Origin of the sequence: Nocardia fusca NBRC 14340, assembly GCF_001618425.1 — a bacterium.
In the GTDB taxonomy this organism is placed as follows: domain Bacteria; phylum Actinomycetota; class Actinomycetes; order Mycobacteriales; family Mycobacteriaceae; genus Nocardia; species Nocardia fusca.
The window spans coordinates 1-20,910 of record NZ_BDCU01000022.1; the positions used below are offsets into that span (position 1 = coordinate 1).

A 20,910-nucleotide genomic window follows, 5' to 3' on the forward strand; every position below is an offset into this window, starting at 1 on the left:
TACTCAGCCGCGTTGTTCGTCGTAGGACTCCGCGGCCCGGGCCGCGCCCGCGGCGGCGTCGGCGGCCTCGGCCCAGCCGATCCAGCGACCCGCGCCGCAGGCGGGTTCGGCGTACCCGTCGGTGGTGCGCACGATCCGCACACCGGGGCGTTCGAGCCAGCGCGCGATCACCGCGACCTCGTCCGGGGACGCGCCCAGCAGGGGCGGTAGCCGGAGATCGGTGCCGGTGAAAGGTAATTCGTCCGTGGTCGGCTCCCCCGCCTCCGGCCCGGTGGGGCGCACGGTCTGCGCGACAGCGACGATCTGCTCGACCACCGGCATCGGCGGGACGCCGCGCGCGGCCGTGCCCGCCCCGGCGAGGCGGCCGTGCCGGATGACGGCGAATTCCCAGCCGCCGGCGCCGTCGGGATGCGCGGCGATCAGTTCGGCCGGACGGGCCACCGCGGCCAGCCGCTGGGTGCGGCGCAGCGCGCGGACGAGAGCCGCGGTCCGGTCGCGCAGCCGGGCCGCGGATTCGTACTGTTCGTTCGCCGCGTAGTCCTCGATCCGGGCCAGAAGGGCGCGGACCGCGGCGTCGTCGGCTCCGGTGAACAGGGCGCGCGCGGCCGCGGGGGCCGCCGCGTAGGCCGCCGCGGCCCGCGGTTCGGGGGCCGCGGCCGGGCACCCGCCGACGGCCTCCGGCGCACAGGTGTGCAGGGCCGTCCGGGACAGGCGGGTGGTACAGGTGCGCAGACCGCAGTACTCGGCGAGCGTGGCGGCGATCTCGGCGGCCGCGGCGCGGGCGTGGAACGGTCCCACCGCCGGGCCGCCGGGGTCACGCACCAGGGTCAGCCGCGGGAATGCCTCGGCGGTGAGCGCGATCCACCAGGCCCGCTTCGGGAATTTGGACCGCCGGTTGTAGGGCGGGGCATGCGCGGCGAGCAGCCGCAGCTCCCGCACACCGGCTTCCAGCCCGTGCGCGCACACCACGTGGTCGACCCGGGTGGCCAATCGCACCATCTCCCGGATCCGGCCCCGGGTCTCCGAACCGGTGAAATAACTGCGTACCCGCCGACGCAGATTCACCGCCGTGCCTACGTAGAGGACTTCATCCGACGGTCCGCGGAACAGGTACACACCGGGCGCGGCGGGCAGGTCGACGGCGAGGGCGCGTTTGGCTCGCTGCCCGGCAGTGACCTCGGGCAGGTAGTCGATCAGTTCGGTGAGGCTGTGGACCCCCTGGTTCCCCACCCGGCCGATCAGCGCGTGCAATACATCCACTGTGGCGCGGGCGTCGTCGAGCGCGCGATGGGTCGGGGTAGTGCTCGCGCCGAGCACCTGGGCCAGCACCCCGAGCCGGACCGACGGCGCCTCGTCGCGGCCGAGCACCCGCCGCGCGAGCCGGACCGTGCACACCACCTGGGCGCGCGGCCACGGGGTGTCGCAGCGGGCGGCGGCGGCTTTCAGGAAGCCCATATCGAATCGGGCGTTGTGCGCGACGAAGACCGCCCCGGCGGCGAACTCGAGGAACCCGGGCAGGACCGCGTCGATAGGTGGCGCGGCCCGTACCATCGCGGTGGTGATGCCGGTGACCTGCACGACTGCCGGCGGTATGGACCGGCCGGGGTCGACCAGGGTCGCGAATTCACCGAGCACTTCGCCCCCGCGCACTTTGACCGCGCCGATCTCGGTGATCGCGTCGTCGGCCGGACTGGTGCCGGTGGTTTCCAGGTCCACCACCACGAAGGTCGTGTCGTAGAGCGGAGTGTCGAGTTGGTCGAACGCCAGTTGCCGGGCAGGCAGCGGGGCGGGTTCGGACACGGCGGCAGGTTACCGACCGGGTACGACAGAGTTCGCGATACCGGTTCGTTGTGCGTGATCTTCAGCGGGCATCGAATCCATCCGTATTCCCCATCCCGCACCGTCCACCACGAAACTGTGCGCCAGTTCACATTCAATGCTCGTTTGCTATTCAATTGCTCTATTCGGCACAAAATGGTCGAGGCATCCAAAACAGAGAGGTCGCTGCGGAGCAAACCGGAACGGGCGTCCCAGCGCGGCCACTGCCCCGGCACGGACATCCGCCCGCTCGAACTGGGAAAAATAGCCCATCGCGCCCCCGCCGCCCCCTCCGCGAGAGACGACCACACACCCCTGTCTCATCCCCACGTAACCTCGGCGCAATTCGCCGAGTCCCTGTGATTTCGCTCGCACAATTTGCCGAGCGAAAGCTGCGCGCCGCACGTTTATCGAGCCCAAGGGCTTTACAAATGACCGTGATCAGTTCGTAATCTTTTCGAGACCTCGCGGAGTTCGGCGCACCACCGGCGGTGCGACCGGGCGGGGAGATCGGAAGGACCGCATCATGGCGTTCAACACCGTCAAGCGACAGGCACGGCGCGTAGCCGTAACCGGAGCCGTCGGCGCTGCCACCCTGGGCGCATTCCTGCTCCCCGCCGCACCGGCCGCCGCCCAGCCGGTGACCATCGACGGCTTCGGCACCTTCGAGGTGCCCAACGAAATCCCGATCCCGGCGGGCATCCCCGGCGTGCAGGTGCCCGGCGCCGCCGTCGCACCGCCCTTCATCACCCCCACCAAGACCGCGGGCCGGCTGGCGCTCGACGCCGCGCTTTCCAAGGTCGGCGCCCCCTACGTCTACGGCGCGGCCGGCCCGAACGCCTTCGACTGCTCCGGTCTCGTGCAGTGGTCCTACAGACAGGCCGGGCGCGAACTACCGCGCACCAGCGACGCGCAGCTGGCCTCGGGCGCGCCGGTCTCCATGAACGACCTGCAGCCCGGCGACGTGGTGTCGTTCTACGGTGGCGGACATTCCGGCCTGTACGCGGGCGACGGCAACGTCGTGCACGCCTCCACCGCCGGCTCCCCGGTCGCCGTCGCGCCCATCTCCTCCATGCCGGTCGCCGGCGCGCGGCGCTACTGAGCGGCATCCGCGGGGTCTCCGGCGCGACCTTCCCGGTTCCGGCCGCAGGCCGGACGACCGTACCGGGTCGTACTGGACACCCCGCGGACCCGTCCGTAATCTAATCGAGACCTTTACGGGCTACTTCGCACAGGGCGTCATACGGAGAGCGGGGCACGGCAGGCTGTGGCAGGACACGAACAGCGGCAACGACGTCGACGGGATCGGCGTCGCGGGCCCGGCCACAGGCGAGACCGGCATCCGGGGCGTACCGCGCTGGCGGCCGGCCTCCTGGCCGCGGCCCTCTACGGCGGCGGTCCGGCCGGAGCCGATCCGGCCCCCGCCCCGACCTCCGCGAGCGAAGCCGTCCAGCAGATGATCGACCTGTCCCGGCAGGCCGAGCAGCTCAATCAGCAGGCCCTCACCGCACAGGCCGACCTCGATGCGAAACTGGCCGTCCAGCGCGACGCCGACGCCAAGGTCGCCGCCGCCGGCGCCGCGGTCGACGCCGCGCGCAACGAGGTGGCCCGCTATCGGCCGATGATCGACCGCACCGCGATCGCGGCCTATCAAGGCGCGCGTACCAACCGGTTGTTCTCGGTTCTGGTCAGCGACTCCCCACAGCAGCTGCTGGACCAGATGTCCACGCTGGACGTGGTCGCCACCCAGACCTCCGACCAGTTGAAGCAGTACAAGCGCGCCACCGACGCCGCGACCGCCGCCCAATCCGCGGCCCGCGCCGCCGCCGATACCGCCCGCGCCGCCACCGATCAAGCGAACAGCGTGCGTGACGACGTCGGACGCAAACAGACCGATCTGCAGAACGCGGTGGCGCGGGTCATCGAAGTCTGGGGCAGTTTGTCGACCGCGGACCGGACCGCGCTGGCCGGTTCCCCCTTCCCACCCGGCTTCGATCGCGACAGCCTGCTGCGCGACCTGGTACCCGGCAGCGGCACCAGCGCCCTGGCCGCCGGACTCACCCGCGTCGGCGACCCCTATGTCTGGGGCGCCACCGGACCCGACCAGTTCGACTGCTCCGGGCTGGTGCAGTGGGCGTTCAGGCAGGTCGGCAAGGAGGTGCCGCGCACCAGTTCGGCGCAGGCCGCCTACGGCACCCCCGTGGACCGCGACGAACTACAACCCGGCGACGTCGTCTTCTTCTACGACGACATCTCCCACGTCGGCATCTACGCCGGAAACGGCCTCATGCTGCACGCGTCGACATTCGGCGTCCCGGTGGCCGTGGCCCCCATGGATTCCACGCCCTATCACTCCGCCCGGCGCTACTGACACCCGGAGCGACCCGGCCGACAGCGCGCCAATACTGTGAGTCGTATGGCTCGAACTCTGCTGGTTACCAATGATTTCCCGCCGCGGCCGGGAGGTATCCAGTCGTATCTGCAGGCGCTGGCCGGGCAGCTGCCCCCGGACGATCTGGTCGTCTACGCACCTCGGTGGCGCGGGGACAGCCACACCCGATTCGACGCGAACCAGCCCTTCCAGGTCGTTCGCCACCCCACCACCCTCATGCTGCCCACCCCCGCGGTGCTGCGCCGCGCCCGGAAGGTACTGCGCGCCGAGGGCTGTGAATCGGTATGGTTCGGCGCGGCCGCGCCGCTGGCCCTGCTCGCCGCGCCGCTACGGCGCGCCGGCGCCCATCGCATCCTGGCCAGCACCCACGGCCACGAGGTCGGCTGGTCGATGCTGCCGGCCGCCCGGCAGGCGCTGCGGGTCATCGGGGACCACACCGATGTCGTCACCTATGTCAGCAAATACACGCGCCGCCGGTTCGCCGCCGCGTTCGGACCCGACGCCGCCCTCGAATACCTGCCGCCCGGCGTGGACACCGAAACCTTCCGTCCTGATCCGGCCGCCCGCGCCGAACTGCGGAAACGCTACGGTCTCGGCGACCGGCCCACGGTGCTCTGCCTGTCCCGGCTGGTCCCGCGCAAAGGTCAGGACGTACTGCTGGTCGCCATGCACCGGATCAAGGAACGCATCCCGGGCGCGGTCCTCGTGATCGCCGGCAGCGGCCCCTACGAAGACCGGCTGCGCGGCTTCGCCGACGCCCTCGGCCTCGCCGACGACGTGGTGTTCACCGGCCGGGTACCCGCGGCCGAACTGGCCGCCCACCACACCTTGGCCGACGTATTCGCGATGCCCGCCCGAACCCGCGGCGCCGGCCTCGATGTGGAAGGTCTCGGCATCGTCTACCTGGAGGCCTCCGCCACCGGCGTCCCCGTGGTGGCCGGAACCTCGGGCGGTGCCCCGGAAACGGTGCTGGACGGGAAGACCGGGCGCGTGGTGGACGGCCGCCGCGCCGACCACGTCGCCGACGCGATCGCCGATATCCTCGCCGACCGCGACGCGGCCGCCGAAATGGGCACTGCCGGAAGGGCCTTCGTCGAACGCCGATGGCGCTGGGACACCCTCGGCGCCCGCCTCCGGCAGCTCGTGTAATTTCGGCGCCACAGGCGGCGCCATATACACAGCTCGCCATCTACTACGCTCACCCGGGTGAGCAGTATCCAGGTCGCGGACCAAACCTTCCTCGCCGCTCCCGGCGCCGCGGTGGCGGCTGCGCTGGCAGGCCCGGGACACTGGCGGCGCTGGTGGCCCGATCTCGAACTGGAGGTCCGGGAAGATCGCGGCGACAAGGGAATTCGCTGGTCGGTGTCGGGCGCGCTGTCCGGCACCATGGAGGTGTGGCTGGAACCGTCGCTGGACGGTGTGATCCTGCACTACTTCCTGCACGCCGAGCCGCCGCATCCGCTGCCGCCGCGCAAACTGGCCGCCGCCAACCGGGCTCGCCGGGTGGCGGGCAAGGTGATGTCGTTCGACATCAAGGACCGTCTCGAGGACGATCGCCCGGCCGGAGTCGCTCCACACGAGAACTGACGGATTTCGTACCGTACCGCCGAAAGGAACCCCTGAACCCCTATGGCCGACCGGACCCAGAGATCGATCGTCATCGCGGCACCCGCGCGGCAGGTGATGTCAGTTATCGCCGATCTGGCGTCCTACCCCGAGTGGGTATCGGCGGCCAAATCGGTGGAAGTCCTGGAGACCGGGCCCGACGGCCGGGCGCGTACCGCGCGCTTCGTGCTGGACGCGGGCGTGGTCAAGGACACCTACGTGCTGTCCTACACCTGGCAGCCGGACGATCTGGCCGTGAGCTGGACGCTGGTGAGCGGTGAACTGCAGAAGGCGCAGGAGGGCCGCTACGAACTCGTCGAGCAGCCCGGCGGCGGCACCGAGGTGCGATACGAGCTGACCGTGGATCTGACGATCCCGATGATCGGCATGTTCAAGCGCAAGGCGGAGAAGGTGATCACCGATACCGCGCTCAAGGAACTGAAGAAACGGGTCGAAGGCTGACCGGGCCGCAGCGCTCGGGAGACGATGCCCGCGGCGGTGGCCGGCCCGCACGCGGCGCCCGGTCGCGCACGCGGGTCGAATTGTTCGTCGGCAAGGGCGGTGTCGGCAAGACGACACTGGCGTGTGCGCGCGCCATGAGTTGCGCCCGGGCGGGTCAGCGAATTCTGGTGGCTTCACTCGACCAGGCGCATTCACTCGGTGACGCGCTGGGCTTCCGGTTCGCGCACGATCCGGGCGCCGTCCCCGGGATCACCCAGGTCGTTCCGGGCCTCGAGGTGATCGAACTCGATTCGCTGGCGCTGCTCGAGGAGCGTTTCGGCGCGCTCACCGAACTGCTGCGGACGGATCCGGGTCACGATCACGGTTTCGATCTGGCGGCGCTGGATCCGGCCGAACTCACCGGCCTGCCGGGTGTCCAGGAGCTGCTGATGCTGGTGGAGATCGCCCAGTACGTGGCCGACGACGAATGGGACGCGATCGTCCTGGACTGCCCGCCGACGGCCGATATGCTGCGCATCGTCACCATGCCCGAGACGGTGCTCGGGTATCTGGACCGGGTCTGGCCGCCGCATCATCGGATGATGAGTTCGATCGGTACCGATATCCGCCGGGCCGTCCTGGCGGCGACCGTGCAGCGGGTCGTCACCGCGGTCGGCGAGGTCCGGGATCTGCTCGCCGACTCCGACCGCACCAGTGCCCGGCTGGTCACCCTGGCCGAACGGGTCGCGGTCGCCGAATCGGCCCGGGTGCGTTCGGCCACGGCGCTGCTCGGGTTGCGGCTGGACGCGGTGGTGGTGAACAAGGTGCTCGCCTCGGTACCGCCGCCGGGGCCGGAGCCTCAGCATCCCGCCGTGCGCTGGTATCTGAACCGCTGCGCCGAACAGTGGGATGTGATCTCCGGGTTGCAGCGGTCGATGCCGGAGGTCCCGGTACTCGTCGCGGGACATACCGGCGCCGAACCGGTGGGGCTGGGCCCGCTGGCGGCGCTGTCGTGCGTGGTCGCGGAGTCGGATGTGACGCCCGGGAGCGGATACGACGGTGTCCGGCTCGACAGCGGGGGCGCGATACGCGACGATCCGGATTCGGCGCCGATACCGGGAGACGGCACCGCGCACGCCACGCACGCCGTACGCCTGGAATCCGGGGCGGGGTTGCAGTCGGTGTACGCGATGCGAATCCATCTGCCGATCGCCGATCCGGCGACACTGCGCCTGGGACGAGTGGAGGACGATTTGATCGTGGGAGCGGACGGCGTCCGCCGCCGGCTACGCCTGGCGCCCGTCCTACGCCGCTGCACCGTCAGCACCGCCGAGCTGGATAACGGATACCTCGTCATCCGTTTCCGCCCCGACCCGCAGGAGTGGCCGAAGTGACCGGAACCCGCTACCGCCAGCCCGAGGGCGTCGCCGAATTCGCCGACGAACTGCGGCTGCTCGCCCAAGCCGTGCTGGAACGCGTCGAACCGGTCCTGCGCGAGGCCGCGGCCGAGGGGCAACCCGAGTGGAACAACTGCACCTGGTGCCCACTCTGCGCCGCGGCCGCGCTGGTCCGCGGCGAACATCACGAGGTGCTGGCCACGGTGGCCGCGCACGGCACCGCGATCGTCACGGTCCTGCGTGAGGCCCTGGCCGGGGTACCGGTGGAACCGGTGGTGGCGCATCGGCACGGGCCGGAAAGCGGCACCGCGCACAAGGATTCCCGCCCCGCCGCTACCGGAGCCGACGAGGCGCCCGGCGAGGCCGACGGAGCCGATGATCCCGGCGCGGTGGCCGGCGGCACCGACGCCGCGAACCCGCCCGGCGGCCGCTCCGCGAATGCCGGAAAAGCGCGCTATGTCGGTATACCCGTGAACATCAAGCAGTGACCGGTTTTCGCTCCGGCGCCCCGCTGACCGTCGGTATCGATATCGGCGGCACCAATATCCGCGCGTCGGTGGTCGACGCCGCGGGCGAGGTCCTGGACACGGTGCAGTACCCGACCCCGCATTCGGCGGTCGCGCTGGAGGCCGCGCTCGACCGCGCGGTCCGCGAACTCGCCGACCGGCATACGCTCGACGCCGTCGGACTGGCGGTCGCCGGTTTCATCTCCCAGGACCGCACCACTGTGCGCTTCGCCCCGCATCTGCCGTGGCGGGACGCGCCCGTGGCGAAACGGCTCACCGACCGCCTCGGCCTGCCCGTGCTGCTCGAACACGATGCCAACGCGGCGATGTGGGCCGAGTACCGGTTCGGCGCCGCCGCCGGCGGCCACAATGTGGTGCTGGTGGCGATCGGTACCGGAATCGGTGCCGCGTTACTGGTCGACGGCACCCTGTATCGGGGCACCTACGGCGTGGCCCCCGAACTCGGGCATCTACAGATCGTCCCCGGGGGGCGCGACTGCGGATGCGGGAAACGGGGCTGCTGGGAGCGGTACTGCAGCGGGACCGCTCTCGCCGAAACCGCTATCGAACTGCTGGCCACCGAAACCGCGCCCTCGGCGCTGGCCCGGGAGCTCGTGGCCGACCCCGGCGCGGTCACCGGCCGCCGCATCGCCGACGCGGCCCACGACGACGACCCGCTCGCCGTCCGGGTGATGGCCGATTTCGCCCGGTGGCTCGGGCTGGGACTGGCCTTCGTCGGCGATATCTTCGACCCCGACCTGGTCGTCATCGCCGGTGGGGTGAGCAGTTCGGCGCCGCTGTTCCTCGACGAGGCCCGCGAAGAATACGCGGCGGCGGTCACCGGCCACGGTCACCGGCCGCTGGCCCGGATCCGGACCACCCAGCTGGGCGAGGCGGCGGGCATGATCGGCGCCGCCGAACTCGCCCGCGCCGCGCTCGACGCCGGAGCCCGAGACCGGGGCACCGGCTCGGGACATCCGGTTTGCCCGGAAAAGGGTCTCGGCACGTTCACGTAACCGATACGCGCTGGTGAAATCTCGGCAGCGAGTGTGAGTGACATTGTTCGCGGGGCTTGGATGTGATCTGCGACCGGCGGTAGAGTCGGCTGGCAGAGGCATCCCCCAAATTCCATCCCGGTTCTCGGAGTAAGGACGTCATGTTCTACTGGCTGCTTAAGTTTGTGCTGCTGGGTCCGTTCATCCATCTCTACAACCGACCCGAGGTGGAGGGCGTGGAAAACATTCCGGCCGAGGGCGCGGCCATCATGGCGGGGAACCACCTCTCGTTCGCGGATTGGCTATTCGCCCCGCTATCGAGTCCGCGCCGGATCAGCTATCTCGCGAAGGCCGAATACTTCAACACCCCTGGCCTCAAGGGGCGGTTCCAGAAGTTCTTCTTCAGCGCCTCCGGCCAGTACCCGATCGACCGCAGCGGTGCCGATGCCGCCGAGGACGCGCTCCTCGCGGCACGCGCACTGCTCGACCAGGGCCGTCTGGTCGGTCTGTACCCGGAGGGCACCCGCTCCCCCGACGGCCGGTTGTACAAGGGCAAGACGGGGATGGCCCGGCTGGCCCTGGAAACCGGAGTCCCGGTGATCCCGGTGGCGGTGATCGGCACCGACGAGGTGAGCCCGCCCGGACCGTTCCGGTGGAAGCGGCGCAAGGTGACGGTGAAGTTCGGTAAACCGATCGATTTCTCCCGCTACGAGGGTATGGGCGGTAACCGGTTCGTCGAGCGTGCGGTCACCGACGAGGTCATGTACGAGCTGATGCGGATGTCGGGCCAGGAATACGTGGACGTCTACGCTTCCAGCTTGAAGAAGAACGTCCCCTCGGGCCCTTCCTCCCACCTCCCGCGCATTCCGGAGTCCGCCGCGAGCTGAGCGCGACGCGTACCATTGATCGGATGACGGTTCGCGCCAAAATCTGCGGTATCCGATCCCGATCGGACCTGGAAACGGTGGTGACCGCCGGTGCGGACGCCGTCGGATTCATCTGCGGGACAACCCATTACAGCGAAGACGCGTTGACGGCCGAGGTGGCCGCGGAATTGTCCGCGGCCACCCCGTCGTTCGTGAACCGCGTCCTGGTCACCCATCTCGAGGAGGCCGGCGCCATCCTCGACCTGGCCGACCGGGTCGGCGCGGACACCATCCAGGTGCACGGTCTGGTCGATCGCGCGACACTGCGGGCCGTCCACACCGCGGCACACGGGCGCACCATCGTGCGCGCGGTCCACGTGACCGGCGCGGACGCGGTGGCCCGGGCCCGGGAGATCGCGGCGGACTCCGACGCGGTGCTGCTCGACTCCCGGACCGCCGACCGTCTGGGCGGGACCGGCCGCACCCACGACTGGTCGGTCAGCGCCCGGATCGTCCACGAACTCGCCCGGATGGGGCGGCCGGTGATCCTGGCCGGGGGCTTGAGCGCCGAGAATGTGGAGCAGGCGATCGCCGCGGTGCACCCGTTCGGTGTGGATGTGAACAGCGGGGTCGAAACCGAGACCGGGGACAAAGATTTCACGGCCTGCCAGGCCTTCGTCAAGACGGCACACGAAAGCGATCGGGGCCGGCCAGTTCCAGTCCCACCGCGCCGAGTACCAGAGCTCCAGCGAGCAGGGTCGCGGCGCTGACAGCGGAGCCCACGACCGCCGCCCCGATCACCGTCGCCACCACCGCCTCGTTGAGCCCCACCAGTCCCGCGACCACTTCGTCCAGGTCGCGCAGCGCCAGCCAGTAGCAGGCGAACCCCGGGCCCAGGAGCACCGCGCCGATCCCCGCGAGGGCGAGCGCCTCGCTCGGCGCCGGTCCCGCTCCGGTGAGCGCGGCGAAGCCGAGCAGCGGGGCGCCCAGCACCGATGCGGTGAGCAGCTGCAGTCCGGCCGCGGCACCGCTGGACCGGCCCGCCGATTCCCGCGCCACCAGCGTGATCAGCCCGGCCACACAGGCGGCGCTGGCGACCGCCAGGACACAGCCGACCAGCGCCGATCTCCAGCCGGTCTCCGCCGGTTGATGCGCGGCGACCAGCCAGATCGCCGCGCCCACGGCCACCAGTTCCGCCGCGACGGCGACCGTGATCGCCCGCCCACCCCGCACGATCTGCGTGATGATCATCAGCACCGGGGCAGTGAGGTGCAGCGCCACCACCACGGGCAGCGGCCCGATATGCAGCGCGGCGACGTAGCACACGAGATTCAGTACCTCGAGGACGCCGAGCCGCAGGAACAGGCCGGGTGAGTCGCGCAGATCCCGCCACGGGTCGGTGCCGCGCACCGTCGCGAAGGCCAGCAGGGCCACCGCACCACCCGCCGCGACCGGCGCCGCCGCGAACCCCTCGGCGCCCACCCCCGCGATTCCCGCGCTGGAGGCGCCCCACAGGCTGGTCGCCACGACCAGCAGGGTCAGGCCGCGACCGGTGCTCTTCATGACAGCAGGAAGGTCACCACGGGCAGGATCACCGCGGTGAACGCCGCGAATACCACCGCCGCGGTTCGCGCCTTGGGCACCGACGGTAGCCGGGTCGCGATCCCGGTGTAGGTACCCAGCGCCACGAACAACGTTCCCCACACGACCAGCGACCGGCTCACCACGACACCGAGTTCGTCGGCGAACAGCACGGCCAGCATCGCGATGGTGACGCCGGCGGGCAGCGCCGCGGCCAGGGTCATCGCACCGGCATAGTTGTTCATCAGCACGACGTTTCCCTGGTACCCCACCACCTCCTGCGCGTCTCTGGGATGCACGCCCTGTTCCCGGCAGATCATGTCGAACACCGTGGCGGGGTTGACCCGCTCGTTGACCACGCGGCGCACCGCGGTCATCGCCTCCAGTCCCTGCACCGTCGCGTACGAGGTCACGAAACCTTCGGTGGAGGTGCGGAAACCGCCACGGGCCGCCGCCAGGTCCTGCGTCTCCTGTAGTTCCAGGAGTTCCACCAGGCCGCGACGCACCCCGGGGTCGAAAACCGTCCGCTCGTCGGCGGTGACCACCGCGCAAACCGCCAGATGCAGGCTCAGATGCCGCCAGGTGTCGGCGACCTCGCCGCGGCGGAACGGTTCCTCCTCCACGCGTGCCTCGCCCCGCCGCAGTCCCTCCAGCATCCGCTCGACGGTCAGTGCCCGGACCCGGTCGACCCGTTTCCCGCCCACCACAGCGATTTCCGGCCGGGACAGCAGCAACGCGGCGTGCGCACAGGCGTATATCGGCTGAATGCGGGGATCGTCCTCCAGCAGTAGCGAAACCACGAGGGAGGTGCCGTGCAGCAATGCCTCGGCGACCGATTCGTCGGTGGCGGCCAGACCCGCGAGCGCGTGCAGCGCGGCGGTGGTGGCGGTCAGCGATACCGGTCCCACCGGGCCGGACAACCGCCAGCCCCGCGTCTGCGGGTCACGTTCGGACTGCAGTGCGCGCAGACATCCCACCACCGCCGGATCGGTGGGTGCGACACCCAGGCAGCTCAGCGCCCGCAAGCGCCACGACAGGTCGATCGGGGACCGGAATTCCCAGGCCCCGCTCTCGGTGTCCACCACATCGCGTCGCACCAGGGCGCGCACCTCGTCGGCGCGCGGCACCGGACGGCCCGCGGCGGTGAGAGCGACCACCGCCTCGGCGGTGTTCTGCGGATTCGGTGGAACATCGGAGACCCAGCCCCAGCCGACGCCGCCGTGCCGGTCCCCGAGCTGGCCCCGATGCAGCCAGTCCACGGCCCACCCGATCCGCTGATCGATATTGGACACGCCGACCTCCCTCCCATCCATCGAGCCGTATTCCACAGGCGCTCAAGGACTTCGACCACCCTACCGCCAAGGCAGCGCGCGGACGGACGTTTACGTCTACGCTGTGCACCGAGGCACGGCGGCGGGAGACGTGCGGGCGGGGCCGGAGGGAGAATTTCGATGTTCAGGACATTGCTGGGCGCACTGGGCGCGCATACCGCCGAGGTGGAGACCGAGTTGTCCACCCCCGGAGTGCAGCCGGGGCAGGCGGTGCACGGGATCATCCGGATGCGCTGTCACGATCGGCCGATCCGAGTGAAAGGCGTCGCGGTGGAATTGATCACCCGGGCCGAACGCGAATACGACGACGGCGAGGCGCTGGTGGATATGGCGTTCGCCCGGCAGCCGGTGTTCGGCCCGTTCGAACTGCTGCCCGGGTATCCACTGGAAGGCCGGTTCGAACTGCTCGCTCCGTGGGAGACGCCCATCACCTTCTACAACGGCCGGCATCTGCACGGGACCGCCGTCGCCGTCCGCACCCGGGTGGACGTGGACGGCGGCCACGACGCCACCGATACCGACCCCATCGGCGTGGGTGCGCTGCCGCCTCAGCACGTCGTGCTGGCGGCGGTGGAAGCCTGGGGGTTCGGCCTGCGGCACGCCGATGTGGAGGCCGGCCGGGTGGACCGGATCCCGCATTCGCTGCCGTTCTTCCAGGAGATCGAATTCGGCCCGTCACCGCGCTTCCCGCGCCTGAACCAGCTCGAGGTGACCTTCCTGGCCGACCCGCACGGTATGTACGTCGTCATCGAAGCCGACAAACGCGCCGCGCTCTTCGCACCCGGCCGCGATGTCATGGACGCGATCCGAGTCGATTTCGCCACATTCGAGCACGTGGACTGGGTGGAAGTGATCGGCCGGCGACTCCACGCCATGGCTTGAGCCCCACCCCACCGACCAGCCGCACCGCCCCGGCCCCGACGCCGCCCCGGCGCCGAGTTCGGCGAGGCCCACAAAGGGTCGAGGCCCGTCCCGCCGTTCAGGCCTCGAAAGCGCATGAGCCGAAGGCTCGAGTCTCGAGGCCTGAACGGCGGGACCGAGGGGGCCTCGACCCCGCGGCGCCGCAGGCGCCGCAAATAAACACAGCAAAACCCAGTATCGCCACGGCAGCCCAGCTGTGGTTAGCTTTCGTGCCATGAGCACGCCGCACATCGTTTCTCCTACCGAGTACCTGCCTCGCGACACCGCGGATGTCGTTCGCACCGTGCGGAATTCCCGGGACCGCTCCAGGCCGCTCACCGTTCATGGGGGCGATCCCGCCACCGACGGCCTCACCCTGCCCGACCAGCAGACCGTGGTGTCGCTGCGCCGGATGAACGCGATCGTCGATCTGAATCTCGGCCGTCGCACGGTGCGGGTGCAGGCGGGGGCGCGCCTGTCCGATATCGACCGGCGGCTCGGCGCGCACGGTCTGGGTCTGCCCGTGGTCGGCGATCATCGGGATATCACCGCGGGCGGGTTCGCCTCGGTGGGCGGGGTGAGCACCGCCTCGCACCGGCACGGCCTGTTCATCGATCAGATCGTCGACCTCGAGTACGTGGATACCGACGGCCGGATCGGCACCTGCGGGCGCACCCACCACACCGAGCGGTTCCATCGCATCCTGGGGGCCGGCGGCCGGGCGGGCATCATCACCGCGCTCACCCTCGACACCGTGCAGGTCGACAAGGAAAACACCTGGCTGTCCACCGATTCGCACCGCTTCCTGGATTTCGACAGTTTCGTCGACTACGCCTACGCCGAGGTCACCCGTCCCCGGGATGCCGTGCTGCAGGTGGGCCGCTGGGTGGATACCGCCCCGCTCAAGGTGTCCCGTCCGGTGATCGCGGGTCAGGTACAACTGGGCACGGTGCGGTTCGGCCAGTGGTCCAGCCTCTACCCCACCGCGCCCACCCGCTCACTGCGGGCTCGTCGCGAGGTCGGCAGCCGGGCCCGGAAATCGCTGGGCGCCATCGCCTCGGCGACGCCCGGTAAGGCCGGTATGCCGGTCCGCAACGCCGCCGCGGGTGCGGTGATGTTCACCCCCAAGATCCTCACCCTGCGCGACGCGGAGTACCTCGCCGATACGGTGATCAGTTCCTCCGAGCGCGGCCCGGCCTACCGGGTGGGCGTATTCGCCCCGCTGTCCAACTACACATCGGTGTTCTACCGGCTGCACGATCTGTTCAACGGCCATCGGGAACGCACCGGCTGCTTCACCGTGATCTCGGCCATGACCTACGGGGTGCGCTCGCCGTATCTGCGGGCCGAATCCGCCGCCAACAACCTGCCCGCCACCGACCACGGGCTGATCACCTTCACCTGCCGGCTCCGCCCGCACGCCCTGCCGTCGGAACAGCTGCGCGATATCGTCACCGGTATCGAGGAGATCTGCCGCTCGGAGAACAGCATCCGCTACGAATCCGTCTACTGAGCTGTGTCTATTTGCGCGCCTCCGGCGCGCGGGTCGGCCATCCGGAATGGGCAGAAGGTGGATGCTGTCGTGCGCCTCGACCAGCCTGGGTAGGTTCACGACTCTGTAAGTGCTCAATGGTCGCCACCCTCTGGACGGTCGGCCGCACACGCTCAGTCGCTGCGCTCCTTCGCTCCGTCGGTCCAGAATCGGGGGCGGGCCCCGACCACTGAGGTAGACCATCCGGAAAAGACAGAAGGTGCATGCTGTCATGCACCTCGACCAGCCCAGGTGGGTTCACGACACTGTGAGTGCTCAATGGTCACCGATCCATGGACTGTCGACTGCACGCGCTCCAGAACCGGGGCGGGCCTGACCATGGACCGCTGACCACCCGGAGTAGGCGGAAGGTGTTACGGGCGTGTGTCGGCCGAGCACGGGCGGACCGACACACCGTCAGTACTCACCGGTCGTCGCTCTACGAACGGCAGACGCCCCGCCCACGGACCCCGCCCCTCCGGGTAACACCTGAGGGGCGTGCCGACGTACGTCTTGGTCGGCGTGGGCGGGCTCACTTCACTGTAAGTGCTCAATGGTCGCCGATCTATGGATGGCCGACTGCACACCGCGGGAGACCGCCATCCATGAGACGAGAAAACCCCGCTGCCCGGAAGGTCAGCAGGGTTTTCGTCGTGGCGGGTACCGGCGCCGGCAGCGCCGCCACCGGCTCAGTGCTTCTCGGGGCCCAGGTAGTACTCGAAGACCAGGCCGCCGGCGGCGGTCAGGACCAGGATCACGCCGAGCGCGAGCAGCCACGGCTCGAAGAAGGCGAAGCCCAGGGCCGTCACCGAGGCGGCACCGGCCAGCAGGATGGGCCAGAAGCTGCCGGGCGAGAAGAAGCCCAGGTCTCCGGCGCCGTCCACGATCTCGGCGTCTTCGTAGTCCTCCGGGCGCAGGTCGAGCCGGCGGGCGACGAAGCGGAAGTAGGTACCGATGATCAGCGACAGACCGGCGGTCAGCACGATCGCCGTGGTGCCGGCCCATTCGATACCGGTCCGCGACTGGGCGGTGAAGAAGCCGTAGATGACGCCCACGAGAATGAAGAACACCGTGAGCAGTTCGAACAGCCGTGCTTCGATCCTCATCTCAGATCAGTCCTCACTTGCTTTCGGTGGTGTCGGTCTTGACCGTGCGATCGGTATTGAACGGCTGGGTCGAGGTGGCCACCGGCGACTCACCGATGGACTCGAGCGCGGCGGCATTGGTCATACCCGATTCCCGCGCCTGGATGTAGCGCTGGAACTTGTCCGGCGAGACCGCGCGAACCTCGAAGTTCATCATCGAGTGGAAAGTGCCGCACATCTCCGCGCAGCGCCCCACGAAGGCGCCTTCCCGGTCGATCTCGCTGATCTGGAAGACATTGTCGGAGTTGTTCTCCTTCGGGTTCGGCATGACGTCCCGCTTGAAGAGGAACTCCGGAACCCAGAACGCGTGGATGACGTCCGCGGCGGCGAGCTGGAACTCGATCACCTTGCCGGTCGGGAGCACGAGGACGGGGACCTCGGTGCTGCTGCCGATCGTTTCGATCTTGTTGTAGTGCAGGTAGGACAGGATGTCGTTCTCGGGACGGCCGTGCACCGGGCCGGGCTGTTCGTGGCCGTGCTCGTTGACGCGCTCGGCGTACTCCTGCAACTGCTCCTGGTTCGCGTCCTCCCGGACGGTGTCGACACCGTTGTAGGTGAACCCGTTCTTCAGGTCGACCTCGCGGTAGCCGAACTTCCAGTTCCACTGGAACGCGGTGACGTCGACGACCACGTCCGGGTTGTCGACCTTCTCGTGCACGTAGTTCTGCACGACCACGGTGAAGTAGAACAGCACCGCGATGATGACGAACGGGATCGCGGTGTAGGTCAGTTCGAGCGGCACATTGTAGCCGGTCTGCCGGGGGAACTCCGGCGAATCCTTCTTCTTGCGGTGGAAGACCACGGTCCAGAAGGTCAGGCCCCAGACGAGCACACCCATGATGAGGGCGGCGACCACCGACCAGGTCCACAGTTCCCGCATCCGATGCGCCTGCGGGGTGACACCCGAGGGCCAGCCGAACCGCAACCACACGTTGTCGATCGAGCAGCCGGATACGAGCATGGTAGTGATCCCGAGGGACACCACCAGTCCGGCCCGCCGCAGGACACGACCCTGCCACCGGGCAGGCCGTGCCCCGATCTCGTCGCTCGCCTTGTGCGCCACGCTCAACGCCTTCCTGGTCGCCACACATTCCGACACCGCATCCCCGTGGCGGGACCCGCCGCCGGGGATACTGACAAACAGCTCGTCCGGGCTTCCCGGGCGGCTCCGCGCACCGCGCGACACCACCCGGAACAGTCCGAGTACTACGCAGCGTAGACCAAACACGCGCCCGGTACGCCGTCGGGTCGGCTTCGACACTCCGTACAGTGGCGCACGGGGCGGACGGAGGTGTATCGCACGGGGAATCGATGCGTGCGGCATACTCGGACACTAGATTTCGCCCGCCGCGCCGGCTCCCCCGGGCGCGGATCCCCGACCAGTGGAAACGAGGTTAGCGCCGCAGTGTGTGGACTGCTCGGATTTCTGACATCCGATACCGCAGCGCCGGAAACGGTGCAGCGGGTATACGACGCGCTGCACTGTGTGCGGCACCGCGGGCCGGACGAGCGCGGCACCTGGCACGACGACCAGCTGATCTTCGGTTTCAACCGGTTGTCGATCATCGATATCGAGCATTCGCACCAGCCGCTGCGCTGGGGTCCGGCCGATGACCGGCAGCGCTACGCGCTGACCTTCAACGGCGAGATCTACAACTATCTGGAACTGCGCGAAGAACTCGCCCGTGAGCACGCGGCCGAATTCGGTGCCGAGCCCATGTTCGCGACCGAGGGCGACGGCGAGGCCATCGTCGCGGCCTTCCACTACTGGGGCCCGGCGGCGGTCCGGCGGCTGCGCGGCATGTTCGCCTTCGCGATCTGGGACACCCACACCCGGGAGCTGTTCGTCGCACGCGACCCGTTCGGTATCAAACCGCTGTTCCTGGCCACCGGTCCGGGCGGTACGGCGTTCGGCAGCGAGAAGAAGAGCCTGCTGGAACTGCTGCCCGATCTCGGCCTCGACGAATCCCTCGACCACCGGGCGCTCGAGCACTACACGGTGCTGCAGTACGTCCCGGAGCCGGAGACGCTGCACGCCGGTATCCGCCGGCTGGAGTCGGGCAGCTACGCGGTGGTACGGCCGGGGGCGCAGCCGGAGATCACCCGCTATTTCGTCCCCGGATTCGGCGTACGCCCCTTCGCCGCCGGGTCCGAACAGGCCCGCTACCGGGAGATCGCCGCGGCGCTCGAGGATTCGGTCGCCAAACATATGCGGGCCGATGTCACCGTCGGCTCCTTCCTGTCCGGTGGTATCGACTCCACCGCCATCGCGGCGCTGGCCATGCGGCACAACCCGAAACTGATCACCTTCACCACCGGCTTCGAGCGGGAGGGCTATTCCGAGGTCGATGTGGCCGCGGAGAGCGCGGCCGCGATCGGGGCCCGGCATATCGTCAAGGTCGTCTCTCCGGCGGAGTTCGCCGCCGCCATTCCCGAGATCGTGTGGTATCTCGACGACCCGGTGGCCGATCCGGCGCTGGTGCCGCTGTACTTCGTCGCCAAAGAGGCACGTAAACACGTCAAGGTGGTGCTGTCCGGCGAGGGCGCCGACGAACTGTTCGGCGGCTACACCATCTACCGGGAGCCGTTGTCGCTGGCACCGTTCGAGAAGCTGCCCCGCGGGCTGCGCCGGCTGGCCGGAAAGGTCTCCGACCTCATCCCGGACGGCACCCGGGGCAAAAGTCTGCTGCACCGGGGGTCTTTGCCCCTCGAGCAGCGGTATTACGGCAATGCGCGCAGTTTCAGCGACGCCCAGCTGCGGTCGGTGCTGCGGGAATTCCGCCCGGAGTGGACCCATCAGGACGTCACCGCCGCGATCTACGGCCGATCGGCCGGCTGGGACCCGGTCGCCCGGATGCAGCATCTGGATCTGTTCACCTGGTTGCGCGGCGACATCCTGGTCAAGGCCGACAAGATGACCATGGCGAACTCGCTGGAACTGCGGGTGCCGTTCCTGGACTCCGAGGTCTTCCGGGTGGCCGAGCAGATCCCGCTGGAGCAGAAGATCACCAAGGACACCACCAAGTACGCGCTGCGGCAGGCACTCGAGGGCATCGTCCCCGGTCATGTGCTGCACCGCGCGAAGCTCGGCTTCCCGGTGCCACTGCGGCACTGGCTGCGCGGGACCGAACTCTACGACTGGGCCCGGCAGCAGATCGCCGAATCGCAGACCGATCACCTGCTGGACAAGGCCGCGATCACCGCCATGCTCGACGCGCACCGAGCCGGGGATTCCGATCACAGCCGTCGCCTGTGGACACTGCTGGTGTTCATGATCTGGCACGGGATCTTCGTGGAGGAGCGGATCAAGCCGGAGATCTCCGAGCCCACCTATCCGGTCCAGGTCTAGCCCTACCGACACCGAGGGCCCCGCTCACCGAGGTGAGCGGGGCCCTCGTTCGTTGGCACCGGCGGTTCAGCGCAGCAGTGACTCCAGTTCGGCGGCCGCGTCCGCGCCGTAGGCCTCGCCGAGCCGTTTGAGCGCGGCATCGGCGTCCAGCGTCCATTCCTGGGTGCCGACCGTCTCCAGCACCAGTACCGCGACCAGCGAGCCCAGCTGCGCCGCGCGTTCGAGGCTCAGGCCGGCGGCGTGGGCGGTGAGGAACCCGGCCCGGAACGCGTCACCGACACCGGTCGGATCGACCTTGGCGTATTCCGGCACGGCCTCGACGCGTACCTGGCTGCCGTCGGTGTCGACCACCAGCACGCCGTCCTTGCCGAGGGTGGTGACCCGCACACCCACCCGGGCGGCGATCTCGTCCTCGGTGAGGCCCGTTTTCTGCTTGAGCAGGCCCCATTCGTACTCGTTGGTGAACAGATAGGCGCTGCCCTCGATGAGCTGTACGGCCTGGTCGCCGTCCAGACGCGCCAGCTGCTGGGACGGATCGGCAGCGAAAGGAACGCCCAGTTCCCGGCATTCGGCGGTATGCCGCAACATCGCCTCGGGATCGTTCGCGCCGACCAGGACCAGGTCGAGTTTCCGTTCCTCGGCCAGCGCCGTGAGCGAGATATCGCCCGCTTCGCTCATCGCGCCGGGATAGAACGAGGCGAGTTGAGCCATGTCCTCATCGGTGGTGCAGACGAACCGGGCGGTGTGCGCGGACTCGGATACCCGGACCACCGAGCAGTCGACACCGTGGGACTCCAGCCACTGCCGGTATTCGTCGAAATCACGCCCCACCGAACCGATGAGCAACGGCGACTGCTTCAGTAGACCCATGGCGTAGGCGATGTTGCCGGCGACGCCGCCGCGGCGGATCACCAGGTCGTCGACGAGGAAACTCAGCGAGACATGCTCGAGCTGATCGGGCAGCAGTACATCGGCGAAACGGCCGGAGAAACGCATGAGGTGGTCGGTCGCGATGGATGCGGATACAGCTATGGACACGTAGGTGGGCCCCTT

The 20,910-nt window shown here is 69.3% G+C and carries 19 protein-coding genes; 13 read left to right on the forward strand and 6 right to left on the reverse strand.

From position 1 onward, the window contains the following. Positions 1–3: 3 nt before the first annotated feature. Complete coding sequence (locus NF4_RS12745) at positions 4–1,800, reverse strand: DEDD exonuclease domain-containing protein (protein WP_084533090.1); 1,797 nt, start codon at positions 1,798–1,800, stop codon at positions 4–6. 544 nt (positions 1,801–2,344) lie between these two features. Here NF4_RS12745 and NF4_RS12750 point away from each other — a divergent pair. From NF4_RS12750 to NF4_RS12795, 10 genes are all read left to right on the forward strand, one after another. Then, positions 2,345–2,920, forward strand: a complete 576-nt coding sequence (locus tag NF4_RS12750; protein WP_063127571.1) for a C40 family peptidase — start codon at positions 2,345–2,347, stop codon at positions 2,918–2,920. 165 nt (positions 2,921–3,085) lie between these two features. Further along, positions 3,086–4,189, forward strand: coding sequence for an NlpC/P60 family protein (locus tag NF4_RS12755; protein ID WP_439956752.1), 1,104 nt, complete (start codon positions 3,086–3,088; stop codon positions 4,187–4,189). 45 nt (positions 4,190–4,234) lie between these two features. Next, positions 4,235–5,359: a glycosyltransferase family 4 protein gene (locus NF4_RS12760; RefSeq protein ID WP_063127572.1), complete on the forward strand. Its 1,125-nt coding sequence runs from the start codon at positions 4,235–4,237 to the stop codon at positions 5,357–5,359. Between the two features lie 57 nt (positions 5,360–5,416). Continuing rightward, a complete protein-coding gene (locus tag NF4_RS12765; RefSeq protein ID WP_063127573.1) occupies positions 5,417–5,797 on the forward strand; it encodes a hypothetical protein in 381 nt (126 codons plus the stop codon). Between the two features lie 42 nt (positions 5,798–5,839). Further along, complete coding sequence (locus tag NF4_RS12770; RefSeq protein WP_063127574.1) at positions 5,840–6,277, forward strand: SRPBCC family protein; 438 nt, start codon at positions 5,840–5,842, stop codon at positions 6,275–6,277. 80 nt (positions 6,278–6,357) lie between these two features. Then, positions 6,358–7,650, forward strand: a complete 1,293-nt coding sequence (locus NF4_RS12775) for an ArsA family ATPase (protein ID WP_084533091.1) — start codon at positions 6,358–6,360, stop codon at positions 7,648–7,650. Then, the gene (locus NF4_RS39240) at positions 7,647–8,141 is read left to right on the forward strand and encodes a hypothetical protein (protein ID WP_232330441.1); all 495 of its coding nucleotides are present in this window, start codon (positions 7,647–7,649) and stop codon (positions 8,139–8,141) included. The genes NF4_RS12775 and NF4_RS39240 overlap by 4 nt, the downstream gene beginning before the upstream one ends. Next, the gene (locus NF4_RS12785) at positions 8,138–9,175 is read left to right on the forward strand and encodes an ROK family protein (protein WP_063127575.1); all 1,038 of its coding nucleotides are present in this window, start codon (positions 8,138–8,140) and stop codon (positions 9,173–9,175) included. Before NF4_RS39240 ends, NF4_RS12785 begins: the two co-directional genes overlap by 4 nt. Before the next feature lie 140 nt (positions 9,176–9,315). Next, positions 9,316–10,041: a lysophospholipid acyltransferase family protein gene (locus NF4_RS12790; RefSeq protein WP_063127576.1), complete on the forward strand. Its 726-nt coding sequence runs from the start codon at positions 9,316–9,318 to the stop codon at positions 10,039–10,041. Positions 10,042–10,064: 23 nt separating this feature from the next. After that, entirely contained in the window at positions 10,065–10,790 is a 726-nt protein-coding gene (locus NF4_RS12795; protein WP_063814571.1) for a phosphoribosylanthranilate isomerase, read from the forward strand. Here the strand turns inward: NF4_RS12795 and NF4_RS12800 are convergent. After that, positions 10,699–11,583, reverse strand: a complete 885-nt coding sequence (locus NF4_RS12800; RefSeq protein ID WP_063127577.1) for a DMT family transporter — start codon at positions 11,581–11,583, stop codon at positions 10,699–10,701. The genes NF4_RS12795 and NF4_RS12800 overlap by 92 nt on opposite strands. Beyond that, a complete protein-coding gene (locus NF4_RS12805) occupies positions 11,580–12,893 on the reverse strand; it encodes a hypothetical protein (RefSeq protein ID WP_157120258.1) in 1,314 nt (437 codons plus the stop codon). The genes NF4_RS12800 and NF4_RS12805 overlap by 4 nt, the downstream gene beginning before the upstream one ends. Before the next feature lie 159 nt (positions 12,894–13,052). Between NF4_RS12805 and NF4_RS12810 the strand changes: the two genes are divergently transcribed. Next, a complete protein-coding gene (locus NF4_RS12810) occupies positions 13,053–13,814 on the forward strand; it encodes a sporulation protein (protein ID WP_063127579.1) in 762 nt (253 codons plus the stop codon). A gap of 253 nt (positions 13,815–14,067) precedes the next feature. After that, positions 14,068–15,345, forward strand: coding sequence for an FAD-binding oxidoreductase (locus NF4_RS12815; protein ID WP_063127580.1), 1,278 nt, complete (start codon positions 14,068–14,070; stop codon positions 15,343–15,345). A gap of 707 nt (positions 15,346–16,052) precedes the next feature. Here the strand turns inward: NF4_RS12815 and NF4_RS12820 are convergent. Both NF4_RS12820 and ctaC read right to left on the reverse strand, forming a co-directional pair. Beyond that, positions 16,053–16,469 (reverse strand): cytochrome c oxidase subunit 4, encoded by a 417-nt coding sequence (locus NF4_RS12820; protein WP_039823681.1) that lies wholly within the window; start codon positions 16,467–16,469, stop codon positions 16,053–16,055. 13 nt (positions 16,470–16,482) lie between these two features. Further along, a complete protein-coding gene (ctaC, locus tag NF4_RS12825) occupies positions 16,483–17,469 on the reverse strand; it encodes an aa3-type cytochrome oxidase subunit II (protein WP_084533115.1) in 987 nt (328 codons plus the stop codon). A 444-nt stretch (positions 17,470–17,913) separates the two neighbouring features. Here ctaC and asnB point away from each other — a divergent pair, with 444 nt between their 5' ends. Next, complete coding sequence (gene asnB / locus NF4_RS12830) at positions 17,914–19,857, forward strand: asparagine synthase (glutamine-hydrolyzing) (protein ID WP_063127581.1); 1,944 nt, start codon at positions 17,914–17,916, stop codon at positions 19,855–19,857. A gap of 66 nt (positions 19,858–19,923) precedes the next feature. Here the strand turns inward: asnB and NF4_RS12835 are convergent, their stop codons facing one another. Beyond that, the gene (locus NF4_RS12835) at positions 19,924–20,895 is read right to left on the reverse strand and encodes a carbohydrate kinase family protein (RefSeq protein ID WP_063127796.1); all 972 of its coding nucleotides are present in this window, start codon (positions 20,893–20,895) and stop codon (positions 19,924–19,926) included. Between the last annotated feature and the right edge of the window lie 15 nt (positions 20,896–20,910).

What these genes read in the sequence shown, in the direction of transcription:
- NF4_RS12750 (WP_063127571.1), top strand. Translation starts at nt 2,345, where the DNA reads ATGGCGTTCAACACCGTCAAGCGACAGGCACGGCGCGTAGCCGTAACC.
- NF4_RS12760 (WP_063127572.1), top strand. Translation starts at nt 4,235, where the DNA reads ATGGCTCGAACTCTGCTGGTTACCAATGATTTCCCGCCGCGGCCGGGA.
- NF4_RS12770 (WP_063127574.1), top strand. Translation starts at nt 5,840, where the DNA reads ATGGCCGACCGGACCCAGAGATCGATCGTCATCGCGGCACCCGCGCGG.
- NF4_RS12790 (WP_063127576.1), top strand. Translation starts at nt 9,316, where the DNA reads ATGTTCTACTGGCTGCTTAAGTTTGTGCTGCTGGGTCCGTTCATCCAT.
- NF4_RS12795 (WP_063814571.1), top strand. Translation starts at nt 10,065, where the DNA reads ATGACGGTTCGCGCCAAAATCTGCGGTATCCGATCCCGATCGGACCTG.
- NF4_RS12800 (WP_063127577.1), bottom strand. Translation starts at nt 11,583, where the DNA reads ATGAAGAGCACCGGTCGCGGCCTGACCCTGCTGGTCGTGGCGACCAGC.
- NF4_RS12810 (WP_063127579.1), top strand. Translation starts at nt 13,053, where the DNA reads ATGTTCAGGACATTGCTGGGCGCACTGGGCGCGCATACCGCCGAGGTG.
- NF4_RS12815 (WP_063127580.1), top strand. Translation starts at nt 14,068, where the DNA reads ATGAGCACGCCGCACATCGTTTCTCCTACCGAGTACCTGCCTCGCGAC.
- NF4_RS12820 (WP_039823681.1), bottom strand. Translation starts at nt 16,469, where the DNA reads ATGAGGATCGAAGCACGGCTGTTCGAACTGCTCACGGTGTTCTTCATT.
- ctaC (WP_084533115.1), bottom strand. Translation starts at nt 17,469, where the DNA reads ATGCTCGTATCCGGCTGCTCGATCGACAACGTGTGGTTGCGGTTCGGC.